Source organism: Pseudomonas sp. H3_A02, from assembly GCF_054671965.1.
Genome location: NZ_CP162807.1, coordinates 3,198,299 through 3,219,061 on the forward strand (window position 1 = coordinate 3,198,299; position 20,763 = coordinate 3,219,061).

Annotated in this window: 20 protein-coding genes and 1 tRNA gene; 14 read left to right on the plus strand and 7 right to left on the minus strand. The window is 59.4% G+C overall.

Annotation, left to right across the window (positions count from 1 at the left end; all coding sequences use genetic code 11):
* The first annotated feature begins 3 nt into the window (after positions 1–3).
* The 5 genes from AB4N80_RS14200 to AB4N80_RS14220 all read left to right on the plus strand — a co-directional run bounded on the left by AB4N80_RS14200 (position 4) and on the right by AB4N80_RS14220 (position 4,404).
* Positions 4–240 carry a hypothetical protein gene (locus tag AB4N80_RS14200; RefSeq protein ID WP_122568639.1) on the plus strand — a complete coding sequence of 79 codons (237 nt, stop codon included), beginning with the start codon at positions 4–6 and terminating at the stop codon, positions 238–240.
* A gap of 202 nt (positions 241–442) precedes the next feature.
* Positions 443–784, plus strand: a complete 342-nt coding sequence (locus tag AB4N80_RS14205) for a ribonuclease E inhibitor RraB (protein ID WP_003179463.1) — start codon at positions 443–445, stop codon at positions 782–784.
* A gap of 450 nt (positions 785–1,234) precedes the next feature.
* Positions 1,235–2,644, plus strand: coding sequence for a circularly permuted type 2 ATP-grasp protein (locus tag AB4N80_RS14210; RefSeq protein ID WP_122568640.1), 1,410 nt, complete (start codon positions 1,235–1,237; stop codon positions 2,642–2,644).
* A 9-nt stretch (positions 2,645–2,653) separates the two neighbouring features.
* Positions 2,654–3,604, plus strand: a complete 951-nt coding sequence (locus AB4N80_RS14215; protein ID WP_122568641.1) for an alpha-E domain-containing protein — start codon at positions 2,654–2,656, stop codon at positions 3,602–3,604.
* Positions 3,601–4,404 carry a transglutaminase-like domain-containing protein gene (locus AB4N80_RS14220; RefSeq protein ID WP_122568642.1) on the plus strand — a complete coding sequence of 268 codons (804 nt, stop codon included), beginning with the start codon at positions 3,601–3,603 and terminating at the stop codon, positions 4,402–4,404. Before AB4N80_RS14215 ends, AB4N80_RS14220 begins: the two co-directional genes overlap by 4 nt.
* A gap of 164 nt (positions 4,405–4,568) precedes the next feature.
* On the opposite strand, the gene AB4N80_RS14225 is transcribed toward AB4N80_RS14220, so the two are convergent.
* Positions 4,569–5,381, minus strand: a complete 813-nt coding sequence (locus AB4N80_RS14225) for a c-type cytochrome (RefSeq protein WP_460082578.1) — start codon at positions 5,379–5,381, stop codon at positions 4,569–4,571.
* 610 nt (positions 5,382–5,991) lie between these two features.
* Between AB4N80_RS14225 and AB4N80_RS14230 the strand changes: the two genes are divergently transcribed.
* The 3 genes from AB4N80_RS14230 to AB4N80_RS14240 all read left to right on the plus strand — a co-directional run bounded on the left by AB4N80_RS14230 (position 5,992) and on the right by AB4N80_RS14240 (position 10,191).
* Positions 5,992–7,197, plus strand: a complete 1,206-nt coding sequence (locus AB4N80_RS14230) for an acetyl-CoA C-acetyltransferase (RefSeq protein WP_460082581.1) — start codon at positions 5,992–5,994, stop codon at positions 7,195–7,197.
* A gap of 26 nt (positions 7,198–7,223) precedes the next feature.
* Positions 7,224–9,368, plus strand: a complete 2,145-nt coding sequence (locus AB4N80_RS14235) for a 3-hydroxyacyl-CoA dehydrogenase NAD-binding domain-containing protein (protein ID WP_460082583.1) — start codon at positions 7,224–7,226, stop codon at positions 9,366–9,368.
* A gap of 88 nt (positions 9,369–9,456) precedes the next feature.
* Entirely contained in the window at positions 9,457–10,191 is a 735-nt protein-coding gene (locus tag AB4N80_RS14240; protein ID WP_122568646.1) for an amidotransferase, read from the plus strand.
* Between the two features lie 193 nt (positions 10,192–10,384).
* Here AB4N80_RS14240 and AB4N80_RS14245 read toward each other — a convergent pair whose 3' ends face one another.
* The 3 genes from AB4N80_RS14245 to AB4N80_RS14255 form a co-directional block, all read right to left on the minus strand.
* The gene (locus AB4N80_RS14245; RefSeq protein ID WP_122568648.1) at positions 10,385–11,356 is read right to left on the minus strand and encodes a magnesium and cobalt transport protein CorA; all 972 of its coding nucleotides are present in this window, start codon (positions 11,354–11,356) and stop codon (positions 10,385–10,387) included.
* Positions 11,357–11,491: 135 nt separating this feature from the next.
* Positions 11,492–12,214 carry a 1-acylglycerol-3-phosphate O-acyltransferase gene (locus AB4N80_RS14250; RefSeq protein ID WP_122568649.1) on the minus strand — a complete coding sequence of 241 codons (723 nt, stop codon included), beginning with the start codon at positions 12,212–12,214 and terminating at the stop codon, positions 11,492–11,494.
* 366 nt (positions 12,215–12,580) lie between these two features.
* Positions 12,581–13,270 (minus strand): crotonase/enoyl-CoA hydratase family protein, encoded by a 690-nt coding sequence (locus AB4N80_RS14255; RefSeq protein ID WP_122568650.1) that lies wholly within the window; start codon positions 13,268–13,270, stop codon positions 12,581–12,583.
* A gap of 308 nt (positions 13,271–13,578) precedes the next feature.
* Here AB4N80_RS14255 and AB4N80_RS14260 point away from each other — a divergent pair.
* Together AB4N80_RS14260 and AB4N80_RS14265 are read left to right on the plus strand one after the other, a co-directional pair.
* A tRNA-Ser gene (locus tag AB4N80_RS14260) sits at positions 13,579–13,668 on the plus strand.
* Between the two features lie 338 nt (positions 13,669–14,006).
* Positions 14,007–14,495, plus strand: coding sequence for a nuclear transport factor 2 family protein (locus AB4N80_RS14265; protein WP_122568651.1), 489 nt, complete (start codon positions 14,007–14,009; stop codon positions 14,493–14,495).
* 6 nt (positions 14,496–14,501) lie between these two features.
* On the opposite strand, the gene AB4N80_RS14270 is transcribed toward AB4N80_RS14265, so the two are convergent.
* Entirely contained in the window at positions 14,502–15,317 is an 816-nt protein-coding gene (locus tag AB4N80_RS14270) for a DUF1206 domain-containing protein (RefSeq protein WP_460090479.1), read from the minus strand.
* 209 nt (positions 15,318–15,526) lie between these two features.
* On the opposite strand from AB4N80_RS14270, the gene AB4N80_RS14275 reads away from it, so the two are divergent.
* Positions 15,527–15,754, plus strand: coding sequence for a zinc ribbon domain-containing protein (locus AB4N80_RS14275; RefSeq protein ID WP_122568653.1), 228 nt, complete (start codon positions 15,527–15,529; stop codon positions 15,752–15,754).
* Positions 15,755–15,772: 18 nt separating this feature from the next.
* Here AB4N80_RS14275 and AB4N80_RS14280 read toward each other — a convergent pair whose 3' ends face one another.
* Positions 15,773–16,246 carry a GNAT family N-acetyltransferase gene (locus AB4N80_RS14280; protein WP_354339633.1) on the minus strand — a complete coding sequence of 158 codons (474 nt, stop codon included), beginning with the start codon at positions 16,244–16,246 and terminating at the stop codon, positions 15,773–15,775.
* A gap of 74 nt (positions 16,247–16,320) precedes the next feature.
* Entirely contained in the window at positions 16,321–17,256 is a 936-nt protein-coding gene (locus AB4N80_RS14285; RefSeq protein WP_122568654.1) for a helix-turn-helix transcriptional regulator, read from the minus strand.
* A 564-nt stretch (positions 17,257–17,820) separates the two neighbouring features.
* Here AB4N80_RS14285 and AB4N80_RS14290 point away from each other — a divergent pair.
* The 3 genes from AB4N80_RS14290 (at position 17,821) to AB4N80_RS14300 (ending at position 20,733) form a co-directional block, all read left to right on the plus strand.
* Positions 17,821–19,152: an MFS transporter gene (locus tag AB4N80_RS14290; RefSeq protein ID WP_460082592.1), complete on the plus strand. Its 1,332-nt coding sequence runs from the start codon at positions 17,821–17,823 to the stop codon at positions 19,150–19,152.
* 102 nt (positions 19,153–19,254) lie between these two features.
* Positions 19,255–19,953, plus strand: coding sequence for a fumarylacetoacetate hydrolase family protein (locus tag AB4N80_RS14295; RefSeq protein WP_460082596.1), 699 nt, complete (start codon positions 19,255–19,257; stop codon positions 19,951–19,953).
* A 21-nt stretch (positions 19,954–19,974) separates the two neighbouring features.
* On the plus strand, positions 19,975–20,733 hold the full coding sequence (locus AB4N80_RS14300; protein WP_122568657.1) for an SDR family oxidoreductase: 759 nt from the start codon (positions 19,975–19,977) through the stop codon (positions 20,731–20,733).
* Positions 20,734–20,763: the final 30 nt, after the last annotated feature.

A 20,763-nucleotide genomic window follows, 5' to 3' on the forward strand; every position in this document is an offset into this window, starting at 1 on the left:
CCGATGCAGAAGTGGGAAATCACTTTCGTGGATGATCACAGCGAAACCAACGTCCAGGAGTTCGACTATGACCAGGAGCCCACCATGGAGCAGGCTGCACAGCTGATTCGCGAAAGGCTGCTTCCAGTGGCCAACGAACTGGATCTCAATGATCTGGAGGGTCGCACCGAAGACCCGACGGTCAAGAACCTCAAGTCTCAATACAGCATCGAAATCATCAGCATTAAACCGATTTCATGAAATCGTTGTCTGGCCCCGCTTGGCAGTGGCCATCACTTGCGGCTACTCTGCAATTGAGATCAGCGAAAGGATCGCCAAGGTCCGGTCTTGTCAGCTACATGCTTGTGTCCCGACGGCCATTTGATGCCGTATCGCTTGCAGCCTGAGGGCTTCATGCACGGGAAGACGGAAAGTCTATCCATCGGTTTTAGGAGGACGTTTCATGAGCACAGCCTATCAAGAAGACATCAGCACCAGCGTATTGCGCCGCATGAAAGAAGGCGGTTTCGATTTTTCCCGATTCCATCCCATTGAGTTCTACGCCATTTTCCCGGACGAGGAGCGGGCGCGCAGGGCGGCAGGTCATTTTCGGGGCGAATCGTTGAACGCGCAGATCAGTGCACGGGACGACGGGGCTTGGTCATTGGAACTGAGCCGGGTGATGTATGCCACTTACGATGACATAGGAGACTTCGAGCAAGACTTTGAGGCAGTCGTCGAACCCTTGGGTGGCGTTATCGAGGGCTGGGGTGTCAAGCAAGAGATCCGGCGGCTGCAGGCCTGACAGTCTCTCACCGCAACCACAGCAACGGCTGACCTTTGTGTCGGCCGTTTTCATGTCTGCGGATTACCCGAAAATCCTTGTGGGAGCCCGAGCTTGCTCGCGATGACAGTGGGTCAGCTTGCATCAATGTTGAATGCACCGACGCCATCGCGAGCAAGCTCGGCTCCCACAGGGATTTGTGGCAGATGTCGAATATGTGAGTAACACCACAGCCGCCCGGTTTGTACCTAACTGTATCCAGACCGCGCCGCTTCGTTTTTCCATGGCTATGCTCAGGAGAGCGACGCCCCTGCGTCGCAATGAAGCGGGGGGCGGCGGGTTGGGGGCATCTGCTGCACTGTAAAAGTGCGCGGCCTCTCAATGGAGATTCCAACCCGTTGATCATAAAGCGTTTATGCCGATGGCACGGGGCTTGCGAAGCCTTGCTGCCAGGGTGACAAGGAGTACGGCATGATCCGCAGCGGTTTTGATGAAATGTACGATGCCAACGGCCAGGTCCGCCCGCATTACCAGGCGTTTGCCCGCTGGCTGGCCGAAACGCCCGACGAGTTGCTGGCGCAACGCAGGCGTGAAGCCGACCTGTTGTTTCATCGTGCCGGCATTACGTTCACGCTCTACGGCGACGAGCAAGGGACCGAGCGCCTGATCCCGTTCGATACGATCCCGCGCAGCATCCCGGCCAGCGAATGGCGGGTGGTCGAGCGCGGCTGCATCCAGCGGGTCAAGGCACTGAACATGTTCCTGGCCGACCTCTACCACGAACAACGGATCATCCGGGCCGGTATCATTCCCGCCGAGCAGGTGCTGGCCAACGAACAGTACCAACTGGCGATGCAAGGGCTGGACCTGCACCGTGACATCTATGCGCACATTTGCGGTGTCGACCTGGTACGCGACGGTGACGGCACCTACTACGTGCTCGAAGATAATCTGCGTACGCCCAGCGGCGTCAGCTACATGCTCGAAGACCGCAAGATGATGATGCGCCTGTTCCCCGAACTGTTCGCCGCCCAGCGCATCGCCCCCATCGACCACTATCCGAACCTGCTGCTCGACACCCTGAAAAGCTCCAGTCCGCTGGATGACCCCAGCGTCGTGGTGCTGACGCCGGGGCGTTTCAACAGCGCATTCTTCGAGCACGCGTTCCTGGCCCGGGAGATGGGCGTGGAGTTGGTGGAAGGCGCCGACCTGTTCGTACGGGATGACAGAGTGTTCATGCGCACCACCGACGGGCCGAAGGCGGTGGATGTGATCTACCGTCGCCTCGACGACGCGTTCCTCGATCCACTGGCCTTCAATCCGGATTCGATGCTCGGCGTACCGGGCCTGTTGTCCTCCTACCGTTCCGGCAACGTGGTGCTGGCCAATGCCATCGGCACGGGGGTGGCGGACGACAAGTCGGTGTACCCGTTCGTCACCGACATGATCCGCTTTTACCTGGACGAAGAGCCGATCCTGAAGAACGTTCCTACATGGCAGTGTCGTAATCCTGCTGAGCTTTCCCACGTACTGGCCAATCTTCCCGACCTGGTGGTCAAGGAAACCCAGGGTTCCGGCGGTTATGGAATGCTGGTGGGGCCGGCCGCGACGACGGCGCAAATCGATGCCTTTCGCGAGCGGATCAAGGCCAAGCCGCATGCCTACATCGCCCAGCCGACGCTGTCGCTCTCGACGTGCCCGACCTTTGTCGAAAACGGCATCGCCCCGCGCCACATCGACTTGCGGCCGTTTGTGCTGGCTGGCCGCGAGACCCGCGTGGTCCCTGGCGGGCTGACGCGGGTGGCGTTGCGCGAAGGCTCCCTGGTGGTGAATTCATCCCAGGGCGGCGGCACCAAGGACACTTGGGTGGTCGAGGATTGAGGAGCTGCCATGCTGAGTAGAACCGCCTCGGACCTGTACTGGATGTCGCGCTACCTGGAGCGGGCCGAAAACCTCGCTCGGATGCTCGACGTCAGTTATTCGTTGTCATTGATGCCCCAGGACGGGCGTGGCGACGGCCTGCACGAGCTGGCCATGCCGCTGCTGATTACTGGCACGCTGGACGATTACCGGGAGCGACACGGTGACTTGCACGCCGAGCGCCTGCTGCATTTCTTTGCCCTGGAAGCGGCCAACCCGGCCAGCATCTACAGCTGTCTCGGTTCCGCGCGCGTCAGTGCCCATGCGGTACGTGGTCGAATCACCGCCGACATGTGGGAAAACATCAACGCCACCTGGCTGGAAATTCGCGGTATCGGCGAGCAAGGCTTGAATCGCTACGGCATGAGCCGTTTCTGCGAGTGGATCAAGGAGCGCTCGCACCTGTTTCGTGGCGCGACCTACGGCACCATCATGCGTAACGACGCGTTCCGGTTCATTCGCCTGGGAACCTTTATCGAAAGGGCCGACAACACTCTGCGCTTGCTCGACGCCCGCTACGAAATGGCCGGCGACCAGGCCGACGCGGTCAGCGACGGTACGGCCCACGCCTACTACCAATGGAGCGCGTTGTTGCGGGCCTTGTCGTCCTTCGAGGCCTACACCGAGATCTACCGTGAGGCCCCGGGCGCTCGCCATGTGGCTGAGTTGCTGCTGTTGCGCGCCGACGTGCCGCGTTCGCTGCGCGCCTGTACCGAAGAAATCAACCAGATCCTCGCGAGCCTGCCGGGCACCAACGGCCGGCAGGCACAACGGCTGGCGGCGGAAATGGACGCACGCCTGCGCTACACCGGCATCAACGAAATCCTCGACGGGGGCCTGCATGCCTGGCTCACCGAATTCATCCCACTGGTCCGTGAACTGGGCAATGCCATTCACAGTTCCTACCTGGAGGTCATATGAGACTCTCGATCAGCCACGAAACGGCCTACCACTATGAAGACCAGGTTCGCGCCAGCATCCAGTACCTGCGCCTGACGCCCCACGACAGCGAACGCCAGCATGTGCTGAGTTGGCAACTGGATTTGCCCCGGCCGGTGCGGGCGCAACTGGATCCGTTCGGCAACATCCTCCATGTGCTGACCCTGGATGAGCCCCACGAAACGGTCATCATCGGTGCTCGCGGACAAGTGGATATCGATCCGTTGCGCGAAGCCGAACACGAGAGCCAATCGGCGCTGCCGTTCCTGCGCTTCACCCGGCTGACCGAAGCGGACGAGGCCCTTCGAACTTTCGCCGCGCAGCAATGCCAGCAGCGTCGCGATCGCACGGCGCTGATCGACCTGATGCACGGGTTGAACCAGCACATGATCTACATCCCCGGCACCACGGCAGTCGAGACCAGTGCGGCCCAGGCTTTTGCCGGTCGTAGTGGGGTGTGCCAGGACCATACCCACGCCTTCCTGGCCTGCGCGCGCAGCCTGGGCGTGCCGGCGCGCTATGTGTCGGGGTATTTGTTCAGTGAAGAGAGCGAGCACCTGGCGAGCCATGCCTGGGCAGAGGCCTGGCTGGACGACGCCTGGTACAGCTTCGACGTGACCAACCAGTTGGCACGCCCGGAGCGTCACCTGAAACTGGCCGTGGGCCTGGATTACCTGGACGCCTGCCCGGTGCGTGGCATGCGCCGTGGCGGTGGTTGCGAGCAGATGCACGCCAAGCTGGTCGTGACATCGGCGCCAGTGATCACGGTGCAACAACAATAACCGCTTGGTGAGCGAGCTTTTGTGGCGAGGGGATTTATCCCCGCTGGGCTGCGCAGCAGCCCTAAAGCAGTGAACTCAATCTTGCTGGCACACCGAGTTGCCTGGTTTGGGGGCCGCTTCGCGGCCCAACGGGGATAAATCCCCTCGCCACAAAAAAAGCAATCTTACGGGGCCAATGGCTGCTTGCGCCCCGCCATATGCTTCAAATAACCCACCAGCAAATCCAGCTCCGAGTCCGGTAGCACCGCTGCCGAGAACCCGGGCATCTTGCCCTGGGGCCAATGCCGCATGCCTTGCGGGTCGCGAATGTAGCGTTTGAGGAAATCCCCGGAGAAGTATTCGGTGGGATTGAAAGGAATGTTCAGGTCAGGGCCGAACTGTGCATCGCCAGCGCCATTGAGCCGATGACACGCCAGGCAGTTCTTCTGGAACAGCGCGAAACCTTTATTGATCGGGTCGTCCTTGGCCAGGTTGGGCGCTGGTAGCAGGGCCGGGAAGCGTTCGGCCACCGCCGACAGGCGCTTGATGGTCGCTACCGCGTAGGGCCATTGTTCCGGGCTGATATGACCCGCCTGCGGGTCGGTCCAGACCAAATAGAAAGGCCCGGCACTGGATTTGCCTTCCCCCAGCGACGGCCAGGGCTTGGTCGGGTCCTCGATCGCCAGCCAGGCCCGGGCCCCGCTCTTGTTGAGTAATGGCGCCGCGGGCATCTCGGCGGCGAAGCCGTCCAGGGCAACGGCCTGCAGGTGGTCGTCCGGTTGGATGCCCGTCAACAGTGACGTCAGCGGCACGGCTCGATAACTCATGGGTTTCTTGTAGGAAACGTCCTCAGCAATCTGGACCGTTCGAGCGTCCGGGTGCTTGAGCAGTTCCTCGGTTTGCCAGGTACGCGTGCTCGCGCCCAACTCCAGCACCAGTTGCGCGGCATAAATGGGCGTGCTGAGCAGCAACGCCCCGAACACAATGAGAGCTTTCAAATCGATCGCCTTCCATGTCGAGGGGGGGCCGCAAAGGTTGGCACAGCCATCGCAGCTCGAACAGTGAACCCATCACATTTTTTGGCGACACAACGTATTGGATGATGCAGAGGCCCCCGCGCGGGATTTCAGCCAATCACTTTGGTGATATTCGGCAAAATCAACAGCAGCGTCGTGGCAAAGAGAATGAGTCCGGCTTGACGAACTTTCGAATGTTTGAACATGGCTGATCCGCCTTTTTTGTTATGTCCTGAAAACCAGCCTGCATATCCATGACGGCTGGCGGTGCACTTCCTGTTCCGACAAGCGCCTCGGCAAAACCCGACGACTGACTTGTACAAGGATTACATTAGGGGCCGCGGCCGCCTTGGCTTAGATCCAATTCGTATCAGCTTGGTACGTGTCGCTATTAAAACGGCATGAGGCCTATTGCCACCTTCCTGCCGGCCCTTTTGCTAGACAGCTTGCCCACCTGAATCGGTTAACCCGATAGCTCGCTACCGTTCGTCTGAGCGTGGCCGTCAACGCCATTGAGCGCTGTGGTCATTGAATCCGGCGCCGCTGGGCTTATGGTTGGAGGCATCGTATTACCCCGTGGTTCGAGGACGTCATGACCCAAGCTTTGATTTTCGACGCATTACGCACGCCTCGTGGCAAGGGCAAGGCCGATGGCGCCCTGCACAGCGTCAAGCCGGTGAACCTGATGGGGGGGCTGCTCAGCGCCTTGCAGCAGCGCATGGATCTGGACACCAGCCAGGTCGACGACATCGTGCTCGGTTGCGTGACGCCAGTGGGCGAGCAGGGGGCCGATATCGCCAAGACCGCTGCGTTGGTAGCCAATTGGGATGTCAGCGTGGCGGGCGTGCAGCTCAATCGGTTTTGCGCCTCGGGCCTGGAAGCGGTGAACCTGGCGGCCATGAAAGTGCGTTCGGGGTTCGAAGACCTGGTGGTGGCCGGCGGCGTCGAATCCATGTCCCGGGTGCCCATGGGCAGCGATGGCGGTGCGTGGGCGCTGGACCCGCAGTCCAACCTGCACGGTCACTTCATTCCCCAGGGCATCGGCGCCGACCTGATCGCCACCCTGGAAGGCTTCAGTCGCGAGGACGTCGACCGCTACGCGCTGCACTCCCAGCAAAAAGCCGCACGCGCCCGGGCCGACGGTTCGTTCGATAAATCCCTGGTGGCCGTGCGGGACCAAAATGGCATCGTGCTGTTGGACCACGACGAATTCATCCGCGCCGACTCCACCCTCGAAGGCCTGGGCAAGCTCAAGCCGAGTTTCGAAGCCATGGGCCAGATGGGCTTCGACGGCACGGCGCTGCGGGTCTACAGCCATGTCGAGCGAATCCATCATGTGCACACGCCGGGCAACAGTTCCGGCATCGTCGACGGTGCGGCGTTGATGTTGATCGGTTCCGAAGCCAAGGGGCGCGCCATGGGCCTGCAACCCCGGGCACGAATCGTCGCCACGGCCGTCACCAGTACCGACCCGACCATCATGCTCACCGGCCCGGCGCCGGCCACGCGCAAGGCACTGGCCAAGGCCGGGCTACGGGTGGAGGACATCGACCTGTTCGAAGTCAACGAAGCCTTCGCCTCGGTGGTGCTCAAGTTCATCCGGGACATGGCCATCGAGCCTGCCAAGGTCAACGTCAACGGTGGCTCCATCGCGCTGGGGCACCCTTTGGGGGCCACCGGCTGCGCCATCCTTGGCACACTGCTCGACGAGTTGGAGGCGCGTCGCCTGCGCTATGGCCTGGCGACCCTCTGTGTCGGCGGTGGCATGGGCATTGCCACCGTCATCGAACGCCTCTGAGTCCCGATTTCAAGGAACACTTATTCATGACCGCTGCCATCCGTTACGAAATCGCCCAGGACCGGATCGTCGTCCTGACCCTGGACATGCCAGGCCAGAGCGCCAACACCATGAATGCGGTGTACCGTGAGGCCATGGCCGCCTGCGTCGCCCGTTTGCAGGCAGAAAAGGACTCGATTGCCGGTGTGATCATCACCTCGGCCAAGCACACCTTCTTCGCGGGCGGTGACCTCAACGAACTGGTCAAGGTCGGCAAGCCTGAAGCCAAGGCTTTCTACGAGATGGTCTTGCTGCTCAAGGCGCAACTGCGTGCCTTGGAAACCTTGGGAAAGCCCGTGGTGGCGGCCATCAATGGCGCGGCCCTCGGCGGTGGCTGGGAGATCTGCCTGGCCTGCCATCATCGTGTGGCGCTGGACCTGCCATCGGTGCAACTCGGTCTGCCCGAGGTCACCCTCGGCCTGCTGCCGGGAGGCGGTGGGGTGGTGCGGATGGTGCGTCTGCTCGGTTTGGAAAAGGCCCTGCCGTATCTGCTCGAAGGCAAGAAGGTCAGTGCACAACAAGCGCTGCAGGCCGGTTTGATCCATGAACTGGCGAAGGATCGTGACGAACTGCTGGCCAAGTCCCGGGCCTGGATTCTTGCCAACCCCAGCGTCGTGCAGCCCTGGGATGCCAAGGGCTATCAGCTTCCGGGCGGCACGCCGTCCGACCCGAAAGTCGGGCAAATGTTGGCGATCGCCCCCTCGATCCTGCGCAACAAGACCCAGGGCTGCCTGCCGGCACCGGAGAAAATCCTCTGCGCAGCGGTGGAGGGCGCCCAGGTGGATTTCGACACTGCCCATCTGATCGAAACCCGCTACTTCACCGAGCTGACCACCGGCCAGGTGGCGAAGAACCTGATCGGTACCTTCTGGTTCCAGCTCAACGAGATCAAGGCTGGCGGCTCTCGCCCACAAGGTTTGGCGCCTTATCTGACGAAAAAAGTCGGCGTGCTCGGCGCCGGTATGATGGGGGCGGGAATCGCCTATGTCAGCGCCGTGGCCGGCATTGCAGTGGTACTCAAGGATGTCGACCTGGCGGCGGCCGAGAAGGGCAAGGCCCGCTCGGCGGCGTTGCTGGATAAAAAGGTCGCCCGCGGCCAACTCTCTGCCGAGCAGCGCGAAGCCACGCTGGCACGGATTCACCCCACCGACAGCAACGCAGACCTGGCCGGTTGCGACCTGATCATCGAAGCGGTGTTTGAAGATCGCGCCCTGAAAGCCTGCGTGTCGGCTGCGGCCCAGGCGGTGGTGGGCGATGATGCGGTGATCGCGTCCAATACCTCGACCTTGCCCATCACCGGCCTGGCCACGGCCGTGCCGGACCCGATGAAGTTCATCGGCCTGCACTTCTTCAGCCCGGTGGAAAAGATGCCGCTGGTGGAGATCATCAAGGGTGCACGCACCAGTGACGCGACCTTGGCCCGGTGTTTCGATTTTGTCCTGCAGATCAACAAGACGCCGATTGTGGTCAACGACAGTCGCGGTTTCTTCACGTCGCGGGTGTTCGGCACCTTTACCAACGAGGGCATCGCCATGCTCGGCGAGGGCGTGAGTGCGCCGATGATCGAGACCGAAGCCCGTAAGGCCGGGATGCCGGTCGGGCCTCTGGCGATCTCTGACGAAGTTTCCCTCAGCCTGATGAGCCATATCCGCGCGCAAACCGCCAAGGACCTGCACGCAGAAGGGAAAACGCCGATTGAGCATCCGGCGTTCGCCGTGATTGACTTGCTGCTCAACGAATACCAGCGGTCGGGCAAGTCCGCCGGTGCCGGTTTCTATGAGTACCCGGCCAATGGGCAAAAGTACCTGTGGCCGCAGCTCAAAAGCCGCTTCGAGCAAGCCGACGGGCAGATTTCACCCCAGGATATCCGTGATCGCCTGCTGTTCATCCAGGCCTTGGAAACCGTGCGCTGCGTGGAGGAGGGGGTGCTGACTTCGACCGCCGACGCCAACATCGGCTCGATCTTCGGCATCGGTTTCGCCGCCTGGACCGGCGGTGCGTTGCAGTTCATCAACCAATACGGCCTGCAAGACTTTGTCGGTCGCGCCCAGTATCTGGCCGAGCAATACGGTGAGCGCTTCTCACCGCCGGCCTTGTTGTTGGAGAAAGCCGCCCGGCACGAACTGTTCTGACAGACTTGGGAAGGGGCTTGCCTTGGAACCGTGTTTCAGGGCAGGCTCTGGGGTGTGCAATATTCCCATCACGTGTCAGGTATTTTTTATGTCGCTACGCATCTGCATTCTGGAAACCGATATCCTGCGTCCGGAACTGGTCGACCAATATCAGGGTTACGGGCAGATGTTCCAGCGCCTGTTTTCACAGCAGCCCATCGCGGCCGAATTCATCGTGTACAACGTGATGGAGGGGCATTACCCCAGCGATGACGAGGTGTTCGACGCTTATCTGGTGACCGGCAGCAAGGCTGACTCCTTCGGCACCGACCCTTGGATTCAAACCCTCAAGACCTACCTGATGGAGCGCTACCAGCGCGGCGATAAACTGCTCGGTGTGTGCTTTGGTCATCAACTGCTGGCGCTGTTGCTGGGCGGCAAGACCGAACGCGCCACCCAGGGCTGGGGCGTCGGCACCCATCGCTACAAACTTGCGGCCAAGGCGCCGTGGATGAACCCGGTGATGGAAGAGCTGACCCTGCTGATCAGCCATCAGGACCAGGTCACCGAACTGCCCGAAAGCGCGACCGTCATCGCCTCCAGCGATTTCTGCCCGTTCGCCGCCTACCACATCAACGATCAGGTGCTGTGCTTCCAGGGCCATCCGGAGTTCATCCATGATTATTCCCGGGCCTTGCTGGAGATTCGCCAGCAACACCTCGGCGAGCAGATCTACAGCCAAGGCGTGGCGAGCCTGGCCCACGAGCACCACGGCACGACGGTGGCGGAGTGGATGATGCGTTTCGTTGCGCACAAGCCGCAGGCCGAGACCAGCCAAGGCTAAAGATCATCACATCTCTAATGTGGGAGCGAGCTTGCTCGCGATAGCGGTGGATCAGTAGACCTTGGTGTTGGATGTGCCGCCCTCATCGCGAGCAAGCTCGCTCCCACAGTGGATTTGCGTCGTACACCGATCCAGTGTGGGAGCGAGCTTGCTCGCGATGAATGCCACATAAACCTCACCGAAGAGCGCCCGCCTACAGCCACCCCGACCGCTTGAAACTCGCCCACAACCCCGTACACCCCACCCCGATAAATCCAAGCACCAGAAAATACCCATAGTGCCAGGTCAACTCCGGCATATTTTCGAAGTTCATCCCGTAGATCCCGGCCACTGCCGTGGGAAATGCCAGGATCGCCGCCCACGCCGCGAACTTGCGCTGCACCACGCTCTGGCGCGACGCTTCGAGCAGTACGCCGACTTCGATGGTCTGGCTGGCGATGTCGGCCAGGGTCGCCAGGTCTTCCATTTGCCGCGTGACATGAATCTGCACGTCGCGGAAATACGGGCTCATGTTCTTGTCGATGAAGGGGAAGTCGAGTCGCTGCAACTCTTCGCTGATTTCCACCATCGGCGCTGCATAGCGACGCAGGCGCAACACGTCGCGGCGCAAGCTGTGCAGGTTCTGGATATCCCGCTCATTCAGCGAGCTGCACAACACATTGCGTTCAAGCTCATCGATTTCGGCGTGAATGGCTTCACCCACCGGCTGGTAGTTTTCAATCACGAAATCAAGGATGGCGTAGAGGACGAAATCTTCCCCATGTTTCAGCAAGAGCGGACGTGCCTCACAACGCTGTCGGACATGGGCGTAGGACGCTGAGTGACCGTTGCGCGCCGTGATGATGTAGCCCTTGCCGGCAAAGATATGGGTTTCAATGAATTCCAGCTTGCCGTCCTCGCGTATCGGCGAATACGTGACGATAAACAGCGCATCGCCAAAGGTCTCCAGCTTGGGCCGGCTGTGTTTCTCCATGGCGTCTTCGATGGCCAATTCGTGCAGGTTGAATTGACGCTGCAGGTTGGTCAGCTCCAAGGCACTGGGCTCTTCGAGGCCGATCCACACAAAATGACCAGGTTTGGCAGCCCAGGCACTGCCTTCGTCGAGGGTGATATTGGTGACTTTCTTACCGGCGCTGTAGACCGCAGCGGCAACGACTCTACCCATAATGGTGGTTCACTTCTTATTGGAAAATGGCAGTGGCAGGCGACGTCCAGCTTAGCGCGCCCTGTTGCTTGTGAGTCAGCAAAATCTGCAGAGTTCGGCGGTAAAAGAAAACCCGCCGAGGGGGCGGGTTTTCCATTACGCGGCTTGTAACTGCCGGTCCATTGTCGCGATGCATTCGCGCATTTGTTCACGGCATTGGGCGATGAGCCGGGGCATGTCCTCCATGCTCAATCCGGCCGTAGGAATCGTCGGCAATGAGCGTATGAGGATGTCACCGCTGCGCCAGCGATTGAGGCGCATGTGCGTGATGTAGCTGCTGACACACACCGGAATAATCGGGACCCCGGCGGCGATTGCCATCTGGAATGCGCCTTTCTTGAACGGCAGCAGGTCCTCGCCCAGGTTGCGCGTGCCTTCCGGAAAAACCCAGATCGAGGTGTCCTCGTGTTGCAACGTATGTGTGGTGGTCAGCATCGACTGCCGCGCCTTGATCGCGTTGCCACGGTCGATCAACACATTGCCGGCCAGCCAGAACAATTGCCCGAACAGCGGCACCCATTTCAGGCTCTTCTTGCCGATGCACACGGTACGGCGCGGCACCACGTTACCGAACATGAACAGGTCATAGTTGGATTGGTGGTTGGCGATGATCACGCAGCCGTTGGGCTTATCCATCAGCGTGTCGACCTGTGTCCGGACCCGCAGGCCCAAAATGAACATGGCCGGCAATGCGTACAGCCTTGCGCATAAACGGCTGTTGTCCGGATTGAACGGTCGGCACAGACCCAGCATCACCCCGAGCACACCCGCCAGGACAAAGTGCAGGCCCATCAACAACATACGCAGTACAAACAGCATCTACAGGGCCCCATCGGGACAAAAGGTGGCGCAGTGTACGGATGTGCACTGTTTTCGGCAATTGCCCCTATAGAGGTAGGAAATGGACGATGTTTAAGCGCATGTTTCCACATGGCGCGACAGAAGCGGCCTAGAGCGGTTGCGGACTTTTAAACTCTGTACGTATGAAAAATCCCAACTCTAGGGAAGGGCTGGACCCGTGGTGAGGGAGCTTGCTCCCGCTGGGCTGCGCAGCAGCCCCAAAACCATACGCCGCAGTGCATCAGGAACAAACGGCTGGCAAGTTTTTACGACTGCTGCGCAGCCGAGCGGGAGCAAGCTCCCTCGCCACGGTGATCCGTGTAAGCCTTGAGTGACCAGAGAGCGTCAGCCCATATGCTCCTGATCCAGCAAGATCGCGCTGTCCAGGGTATCCAGCAACGCCTTGCGAACTTTCAGCTTGGTGTTCTTGTGGGCGGACATGTTGATTTTCTTCAACTGACGCGCTGCTTCCAGGGCCGCGCCTTGCAGTTCCTCGGCCGACACCACCTTGTCGAGGAAGCCCGCATCCACAGCGCCCTGAGGATTGAACATCTCGGCATTGATCACCGAGCGGTGAAACGCCGACTTGCGCAGACGATCACGAGCCAGTTCGATACCGGCGTGGTGCATGGTCATGCCGATCTGCACTTCGTTCAGGCCAATGCTGAACGGCCCTTCCACACCAATGCGGTAGTCCGCCGACAGCAGCAGGAACGCACCTTTGGCCACCGCATGCCCGGGGCAAGCAACAACGACAGGGAAGGGGTGCGACAGCAGGCGACGGGCCAACGTCGAGCCGGCCGTGACCAGGCTCACCGCTTCCTTGGGACCGGCGGTCATCACCTTCAGATCGTAGCCGCCCGACAAAATCCCCGGCTGCCCGGTAATGATCACCACCGCCTGATCCTTCGTCGCCTGGTCCAGCGCAGCGTTGAACGCGGCAATCACATCCGGCGAAATGGCATTGACCTTGCCGTTGTTCAAGGTCAGGGTCGCAATACCGTCTTCGAGATGGTAGGCAATCAAGTCGCTCATGACGCTATTCCTTGTAAGAGAAGTGACGCAGACGTTACCCACCGCCGCAGGCCAGGTAAAGCGCCGTGACTGACTCACCGGTCAGCTCCAAGCCCCGCAAATAGCCTGGCCCGCCCATCCCGCTTCGCCTTCATCTATAGAGCAGCGCCTGCATAGCCCCGAAGATTGGCCGGTTTGCCCTGCCCAGGCGCGTTGGAAATGTCCGACCAAGCTTAACCGCATGAAAATTCTGAAAAAAACCTTTGCCATCGGAAAAGCTTTCGACTACATTAGCGCGCCTCGACAGACTGAACAGTTTTTCGAGATACGGTGAAGTGTCCGAGTGGCTTAAGGAGCACGCCTGGAAAGTGTGTATACAGGAAACTGTATCGAGAGTTCGAATCTCTCCTTCACCGCCACATTCGATACACAAAACCCCTGGTTTTCCAAGAAAACCAGGGGTTTTGTGGTTTCTGGCGTCTGGAAAATACACAAGGTACGTGGAAGATCCAGGAATAAGCATGCTACCCCTGTGGGAGCGAGCTTGCTCGCGATGACGGCCATGCATCCAACATCAAAGTGACTGACCCACCGCTATCGCGAGCAAGCTCGCTCCCACAGTGGCCTGATTACCAAACAGCATCAGGCAACCTCACAGCAGCATCGGGCAAAAGCTTCTGGGCACGTGCCGTTAAGGTTCTCTTGGAAGAGCGTCTTATCCACTGCACTGCCGTGAGAGAACATCATGACCACATGGATGAATTTGGCTTGGCGCGTCCAGGCTCTTGCACTGTCTTTAGTGTTTCTAACCAACAACGTCTGGGCTTCGGAAAACGCTGAACATGCCAATACGGATCTGGTCCGCCAAGCGTTCACGAACTGGCAACAAGGCAAAGGCACCGTGTTCGATCTGCTGGCGCCTGACGCCATATGGACCGTTGCCGGATCAAGCCCGGTGTCTACTGTATATAACAGCAAGACAGATTTAATGGAGCGGGCCGTAAGGCCGATCAGCGCTCGGCTGGCCACCCCTATCTCTCCCACTGTCCGAAGCATCATTGCCGAGGACGATGTCGTGGTCGTTCTATGGAACGGAAAGGCCACAGCCCTTGATCAAAGGCCTTACAACAACACCTACCTATGGCACATGACCTTCAAGGACGGCCGGGTCACTGAAGTAACAGCTTTTCTGGATACCTACGTACTGGACGATCTTTTGCGTCGTGTAAAACCTGTGCAGCAATAAGCAACGCTATGTTCCCGACATTCCAGGCACATCCATGTTGATCTTGCGCCAGGCCGCTTCGGAAAAGCTGTAGACCGAAAACGCGATCAGCCCCAACGCCATTACCATTAAAACCACACCGCCGGCTGGCAGGTTTTGCAGTGCATCGAGGGCGTCTTTCATGCCGGGTGGGTCCATGGCTTTATAAGTCGAACCACTGATGATGAGCAGCAGGGCGATTTCAATGAATACGACCCCGCGGGCGATAAGGCCAAAGCGCGACACCGGGCGCACATAGCGCATAACGTCTTCGTCAGCTTCGAAATACTTCTCGAACGACGCCTTCCAGCCCTTGATGATGTGAGCGATGCCGACGCCAAGCGGTATCAGTGCGATGAGGTATATCAGCACATTCGAATGATCCCAGGACAATAGGCGCGCGAGTAAATCCTGAGTCTCTCCCCCTCCGGAATTGCCTGAGCTTTTAAGACCGCTTATGAGCAACCCCAACGCAAAAAACGCCAGGGCGCCGTTGATCAAGCCTCCAGCCAACAAGCCTGCCCGAATCACCAAGCCTTTGAGCTCTTTACCGTGATGATCAACATCACGGGTTGCCTGCAACAGGCGCCATCCGGCGAAAGCAAGTAAACCCATCACCACCAGGCCAACTAAAGCATGGCCGAACGGCTGACTTAACAACGCCTCCAGACTGCTGTGGCTATCCTTCGATTTGCTCGAGTCTTGAGCCGCCAGCAAAGCGAAGATACCAATGATCAGATAGATAACGCCCCGAGCGGCATAGCCACCTCGTGCCAGTAAAACGAGGCTTTGGTGTGGGGACATAGGAGCAGATTCCGAAGCGGTCATACAGGAGCAGACCCATGGTATTGCGAGGGGTTCGATTGGTGTTCGAGCGTCCACGGCTGTGTTTTTTGTGAAGCCGTTCGTTTTTTCGCATAGCGCTAATCAAAAGCTAAGCTTGATCCCGAACAAAAACTGCATATAAGCAGTCTTTTGAAGAGCCGAAATTCCACTCATCCTGAGGTTGCACAATGAGTCTGATCGATTGCCCTGAATGCGCTTCGCGAATTTCCGATAAGGCCTACGCCTGTCCACATTGCGGCAACCCTTTCCGCGAACCGAGCTTCCGTCTGACGGAGAAAAACGTGGGGCAGATTGCCGGGGTGACTGGCGTCTGGCTCACCGCGCCCTGGATCGCACGCATGGTTTTTGGCGTGGTGGCCGTGATCGCAGTGGCCACGGTATTGATCCTGCGCTGATTGCATTTGGGTGGTCAGCTAGCGAGCCGCACAAACGTTCCGCCGAACATAATAATTGTCGAACTCACTGCTTTCGACGAATCGGAAACCATGGCGAATGTAAAAGCGATTCGAGGCGCTTTCTTTAAGGGCGCCAACCCTTATCGGGAGCGCGGCTGCATCCGCTTCCTTGAAAATATGATCGAGGACAGCAGAGCCTATTCCTGACCCTTGCGCATCTGGTATCACATACAAGTGGTCAAGTAAGAGCTCATTGTTGTGATGCTTGACCACAACGAATCCAACCCTCTTTCCCGACACATCAATGTGGTGCGTGTTACGAGGTTCGAAACTACTAATAAACCGCTCGCGTGCGCGTATTGGATCAAATCGCCCCACACGCTCCAGACTTTCGCGCATAGCCTCGATTCGAATACTCACCAGGGAATCCGAGTCGCTTTGTTGAGCGGGGACCAAAATGACTGGATGATTTTGATTGGGCTTGAGGGCCATTCTTCATGCTCTGGTTTGCGTCCGGAAAGCCAGTATAGATAACCTGACGATGCCGGCTCATGGCGTCGAAATACCTAGCCATTGTTCAACGGCAACTGCGGACTGTCCGGATTCAACTGTTGTCGCCTGAACTGCCCCGGCGGCTGGCCATGTATCTGGCGAAAGCGCCTGGAAAAATAAGCCTCGTCGGCAAACCCGCACAACCTCGCCACTTCGCCCACTGGCCGTGTGCCATTGAGCAAGTAATTGCGCGCCGCATGCATTCGACGTTCGAGTACCAGTTCGGTGAAGGTCTTGCCGATTTCCTTGCGCAACCAGTGAGTCAGGTACGTGGGGGACAGGTACGTCGCGGCAGCCACCTTGATCAAGTTGAGATCGGGGTCGGCGATGTTCTTGCGCAAGTACTCGGACATTCTGGCCAGCGCATCGCGTCGGCTGACTTCAGCGGCATTTTCTTCGGCCAAGCGCTTGAGCGGCTCGGCATACAAGGCGCAGACGCTGCCGATCAGTTGCAGCAGCAGGCCCTTGAGCATCTCGCGGGTGCCGAATTGTCGATTCTCGTCCAGTGCGCGCATCTGCGTGATCAACGCGCATACCTTGGCGAAATCGTCGTCGCCGAGAATGAAGTCCAGATGTTCTTGAAAGCGGAACGGTGACAGCTCGGGCGCCAACAGGATCGAAACCTCTTCCAGATCCATGGGATCGCACTGCAAGTGCGGCAGCAGGAACGTCTGGGAGAAGTTGATCACGATGAAATTGCTGTCCGCCGGGTGCGGAATCACGTGCACGCGGTGGGGCAGGATGAAGGCCAGGGTATTGTGTGGAAACGGACGTTCGACGTTGCCAATGTGTTGCACGGTGTCGCCGCCGAGGTTGATCTGGATCTGGAAGTACTCATGGCGGTGTGGGCTGGTTTCCGCGCGCCGGCCCTTTTTGTCGCGGATGTAGAAGTCGGTCAATTCGCTGCGTTGCTGCATGACATAGGTGGGGACTCGGCTCGGTGATGACATCTCCTGGGAATCCTCTGCGGGGCATGGCGGTGACAGCGATTGTGGCGGTGCATATGGCCTATTTTCAAGATGTTATACGATGACTTGGCGCCTGGACTGAATTTTCTGTAGCCCGAGGATGGAGGGCGGTTGTCCAAAACGAAAAATTCGTATTTAGAGTATTTATCCTTTAAAAACATATAGTTATTTACAATGTAAAAACAGTTTTAAAAAACTCAGTGAGCTTGTTTTTTTGGACAGGTTTCTTGGACCCGGTTTAGACCGGGAAAAATGATCTAACACCTCAGTTGATTTTGAATGGTCGTACGACCACTGTTGGGGCCACGCAACCCGACTCTCCCTCCAAAAACAATCAAAGGTGCGCACATCATGAACCTGTTCCTGCTTCACGTTGACCTTCCCGATTGCGCCTGCGACGGATCCTGTTGCAAGGCCTCTTTGAACACCTGACACCGGCTGTTCGCGCCTCTCATTCCTGTAGCGATTGTTCTGCCCCGGCATCGAGGGCATTGATTTCGGCTGCTCGTAAACATTTCGACGCTTCTAACAATAACGAGGTCCACCATGTCGAACTCCCACACTTCCCAAATTGCCAGCGCTCGGGACGCCGCGGTGCCTAAGCGCCTGCCGTCGCGGCGGCGTTGGTTCATGCTGTCGTTGCTGCTGATCGCGACGATCATCAACTACATCGATCGGGTGAATATTTCGATTGCCGCACCGTTCCTCGCCAAGGACCTGGGCCTGGACAAGATCGAGATGGGCCTGATTTTTTCTGCGTTTGCCTGGACCTACGCCATTGCACTGGTGCCCGCCGGGTTCATCGCCGATCGCTTCGGTTCCAGGTTCACCTATGGGGTGTCGCTGATCAGTTGGTCGACCGTCACCGTGTGCCAGGGTTTTGCCACGGGTTTCGCTTCGCTGTTTGGCCTGCGCCTGGCGGTCGGCGCAATGGAAGCGCCGGCGTTTCCGGCCAACAGCCGGGCGGTCACGGTGTGGTTCCCGGCGCGTGAACGGGGCCTGGCCAGCAGCATTTACGTCTGCGGCCAGTACCTGGGCACGGCGCTGTTTACCGGTGCGTTGCTGTGGCTGGCGACCACTTATGACTGGCGTCATGTGTTCTACAGCACCGGGGCGCTCGGCATCGTCTTCGGGGTGGCCTGGCTGTTTCTGTATCGCGACCCGATGAACTGCAAGAAAGTCAGCCAGGAAGAACTCAAGTACATCGAGGCCGGGGGCGGGCTGGTCAAAAGCAGCCAAGAGCGCACCCGGTTCAACTGGCGGCAGATCGCCGAGCTGTTCAGCTATCGGCAGGTCTGGGCGATTTGCATCGGTAAGTTCGCCAGCACCTCGGCGCTGTACTTCTTTCTCACCTGGTTCCCCACGTACCTGATCGAAGAGCGTCAGCTGACCATGATCAAGGCCGGAATCTTCGCCGTGTTGCCGTTCGTGGGCGCGACGGTAGGCATCCTGCTCGCCGGGATCGTCTCCGACCTGCTGATCCGTCGCGGCTATTCGCTGTCCTTTGCCCGCAAGCTACCGCTGGTGGTCGGCTCGATGCTGGGCATGTCCATCGTGCTGGTGAATTTCACCGATTCGAACGTGATCTGCATCGCCGTGCTGACGATTGCCTTCTTCGCCCAGGGCATCGCTTCGTCCTCGTGGGCGGCGGTGTCGGAAGTGGCGCCCAAGGAACTGATCGGACTGACCGGCGGGATCACCAGCCTGGCGGCCAACATCGGCGGGATTGTCACCCCCATCGTGATTGGCGCGATCGTTCACAAGACTGGCTCATTTGCCTTGGCCTTCTGGTTCATCGGCGGTGTGGCGCTGATTGGCACCTTGTCCTATTCGTTGCTGCTTGGCCGTTTGTATCGCATTGAACTCAAGGCGCGCTGAGCCCGGAAAAAAGCTGTTTTTCTCCAACACGAGGCGGCATTCCTCCAACTTAGCCAGGGATTGCCGCCGTACGCTGACACTTCTATCAGGACTTTTACCAGGATGAACATGCCCGAGTATGTCTTTACCCCGGACCTGCCAGTAACCCTACCGGTTGTCGGCACCCCGCAGCGTTTTCCCGTCGGCCGGGTCTTTTGCGTCGGTCGCAACTACCCTTGGCCCGATACCCAGGGTGAATCCCGCGTGCCACCGATGTTTTTCATGAAGCCTGCCAGTTGCGTAGTGGACGCGGTCGGTGACGTGACGTTTCCACCAGTGACCGAGGAGTTCGCTCATGAAATCGAATTGGTCGTGGCCATCGGCGAGGGTGGCGCCAATATCCCTGAGGGCCAGGCGCTGGCCTATGTGTGGGGCTACGCGGCGGGTCTGGACCTGACCCGGCGTGATGTCCAGCGCCAGGCCAAGCGCAACGGGTTACCGTGGGAGGGCGCCAAGGTGTTTGACGGCGCCGCGCCGATGACGGCCATCGTGCCGGTGTCGCGGGCAGGGCACCCCGAGGGCGAGTTGTGGCTGAGCGTGAACGGTGAAGAACGCCAGCGTGACAGCCTCGACAGCCAGATCTGGTCGGTCAGCGAAGTGATCGCCCGCATCTCCCAATCAGTGGCGCTGCGGGCCGGCGACCTGATCATGACCGGCAGCCCGGCAGGCGTCGATGTGCTGCAGCCGGGTGATGTCATCACGGCCGGCATCGATGGCATCGGCGAACTGGAAATGCGCGTCGGTCCGCGTTTGTCTGACTGAATTCGAGAAGGGAGAATCCACATGTCCAACACATTGAAAGTGGCTTTGGTGACGGGCGCCGGCAGCGGGATTGGCCGAGCGGTGGCCCTGGGCCTGATGGCAGACGGCTACACGCTGGTGCTGGCCGGGCGCCGCCCCGAGCCCTTGCAGACATTGGTCGAGTTGGCGGCTTGCGAGGGGCGCGAAGCCCTGGCGGTACCCACCGATGTGCGCGATCCGGCCAGTGTCGATGCGCTGTTTGCCGCCATCGCCGAGGCCTTCGGACGCCTGGACGTGGTGTTCAACAACGCCGGCGTCAATGCGCCCGCCGTGCCACTGGATGAGCTGACGTTCGAGCAGTGGCGAAACGTGATCGACACCAACCTCAACGGCGTTTTCCTGTGCGCCCGTGGTGCCTTCGGCCTGATGCGCCGGCAACAGCCCCAGGGTGGACGGATCATCAACAACGGATCGATCTCGGCCCACACCCCACGGCCGTTCAGCAGCGCCTACACCGCCAGTAAACACGCGGTGCTGGGGCTGACCAAATCCCTGGCCCTGGACGGACGCGAATACAACATCGCCTGCAGCCAGATCGACATCGGCAACGCCCTCACCGAAATGTCCGTGCGCATGACCAAGGGCGTGCGCCAGGCCAACGGCAGCATCGCGGTGGAGCCGATGGTGGACGTCAAACACGTGGCCGACGCGGTGCGCTACATCGCTGGCCTGCCGTTGTCGGCCAACGTCTTGAACATGACCGTCATGGCCACGGCCATGCCATTTGCCGGTCGCGGTTGAGCCTGCGCGGTTCATTTTGAGGACATGCAC

Excerpts from the sequence above, each read along its gene's own strand:
- AB4N80_RS14200 (WP_122568639.1), top strand. The coding sequence starts at position 4 with ATGCAGAAGTGGGAAATCACTTTCGTGGATGATCACAGCGAAACCAAC.
- AB4N80_RS14205 (WP_003179463.1), top strand. The coding sequence starts at position 443 with ATGAGCACAGCCTATCAAGAAGACATCAGCACCAGCGTATTGCGCCGC.
- AB4N80_RS14210 (WP_122568640.1), top strand. The coding sequence starts at position 1,235 with ATGATCCGCAGCGGTTTTGATGAAATGTACGATGCCAACGGCCAGGTC.
- AB4N80_RS14215 (WP_122568641.1), top strand. The coding sequence starts at position 2,654 with ATGCTGAGTAGAACCGCCTCGGACCTGTACTGGATGTCGCGCTACCTG.
- AB4N80_RS14220 (WP_122568642.1), top strand. The coding sequence starts at position 3,601 with ATGAGACTCTCGATCAGCCACGAAACGGCCTACCACTATGAAGACCAG.
- AB4N80_RS14230 (WP_460082581.1), top strand. The coding sequence starts at position 5,992 with ATGACCCAAGCTTTGATTTTCGACGCATTACGCACGCCTCGTGGCAAG.
- AB4N80_RS14235 (WP_460082583.1), top strand. The coding sequence starts at position 7,224 with ATGACCGCTGCCATCCGTTACGAAATCGCCCAGGACCGGATCGTCGTC.
- AB4N80_RS14240 (WP_122568646.1), top strand. The coding sequence starts at position 9,457 with ATGTCGCTACGCATCTGCATTCTGGAAACCGATATCCTGCGTCCGGAA.
- AB4N80_RS14245 (WP_122568648.1), bottom strand. The coding sequence starts at position 11,356 with ATGGGTAGAGTCGTTGCCGCTGCGGTCTACAGCGCCGGTAAGAAAGTC.
- AB4N80_RS14250 (WP_122568649.1), bottom strand. The coding sequence starts at position 12,214 with ATGCTGTTTGTACTGCGTATGTTGTTGATGGGCCTGCACTTTGTCCTG.
- AB4N80_RS14255 (WP_122568650.1), bottom strand. The coding sequence starts at position 13,270 with ATGAGCGACTTGATTGCCTACCATCTCGAAGACGGTATTGCGACCCTG.
- AB4N80_RS14265 (WP_122568651.1), top strand. The coding sequence starts at position 14,007 with ATGAATTTGGCTTGGCGCGTCCAGGCTCTTGCACTGTCTTTAGTGTTT.
- AB4N80_RS14270 (WP_460090479.1), bottom strand. The coding sequence starts at position 15,317 with ATGTCCCCACACCAAAGCCTCGTTTTACTGGCACGAGGTGGCTATGCC.
- AB4N80_RS14275 (WP_122568653.1), top strand. The coding sequence starts at position 15,527 with ATGAGTCTGATCGATTGCCCTGAATGCGCTTCGCGAATTTCCGATAAG.
- AB4N80_RS14280 (WP_354339633.1), bottom strand. The coding sequence starts at position 16,246 with ATGGCCCTCAAGCCCAATCAAAATCATCCAGTCATTTTGGTCCCCGCT.
- AB4N80_RS14285 (WP_122568654.1), bottom strand. The coding sequence starts at position 17,256 with ATGTCATCACCGAGCCGAGTCCCCACCTATGTCATGCAGCAACGCAGC.
- AB4N80_RS14290 (WP_460082592.1), top strand. The coding sequence starts at position 17,821 with ATGTCGAACTCCCACACTTCCCAAATTGCCAGCGCTCGGGACGCCGCG.
- AB4N80_RS14295 (WP_460082596.1), top strand. The coding sequence starts at position 19,255 with ATGAACATGCCCGAGTATGTCTTTACCCCGGACCTGCCAGTAACCCTA.
- AB4N80_RS14300 (WP_122568657.1), top strand. The coding sequence starts at position 19,975 with ATGTCCAACACATTGAAAGTGGCTTTGGTGACGGGCGCCGGCAGCGGG.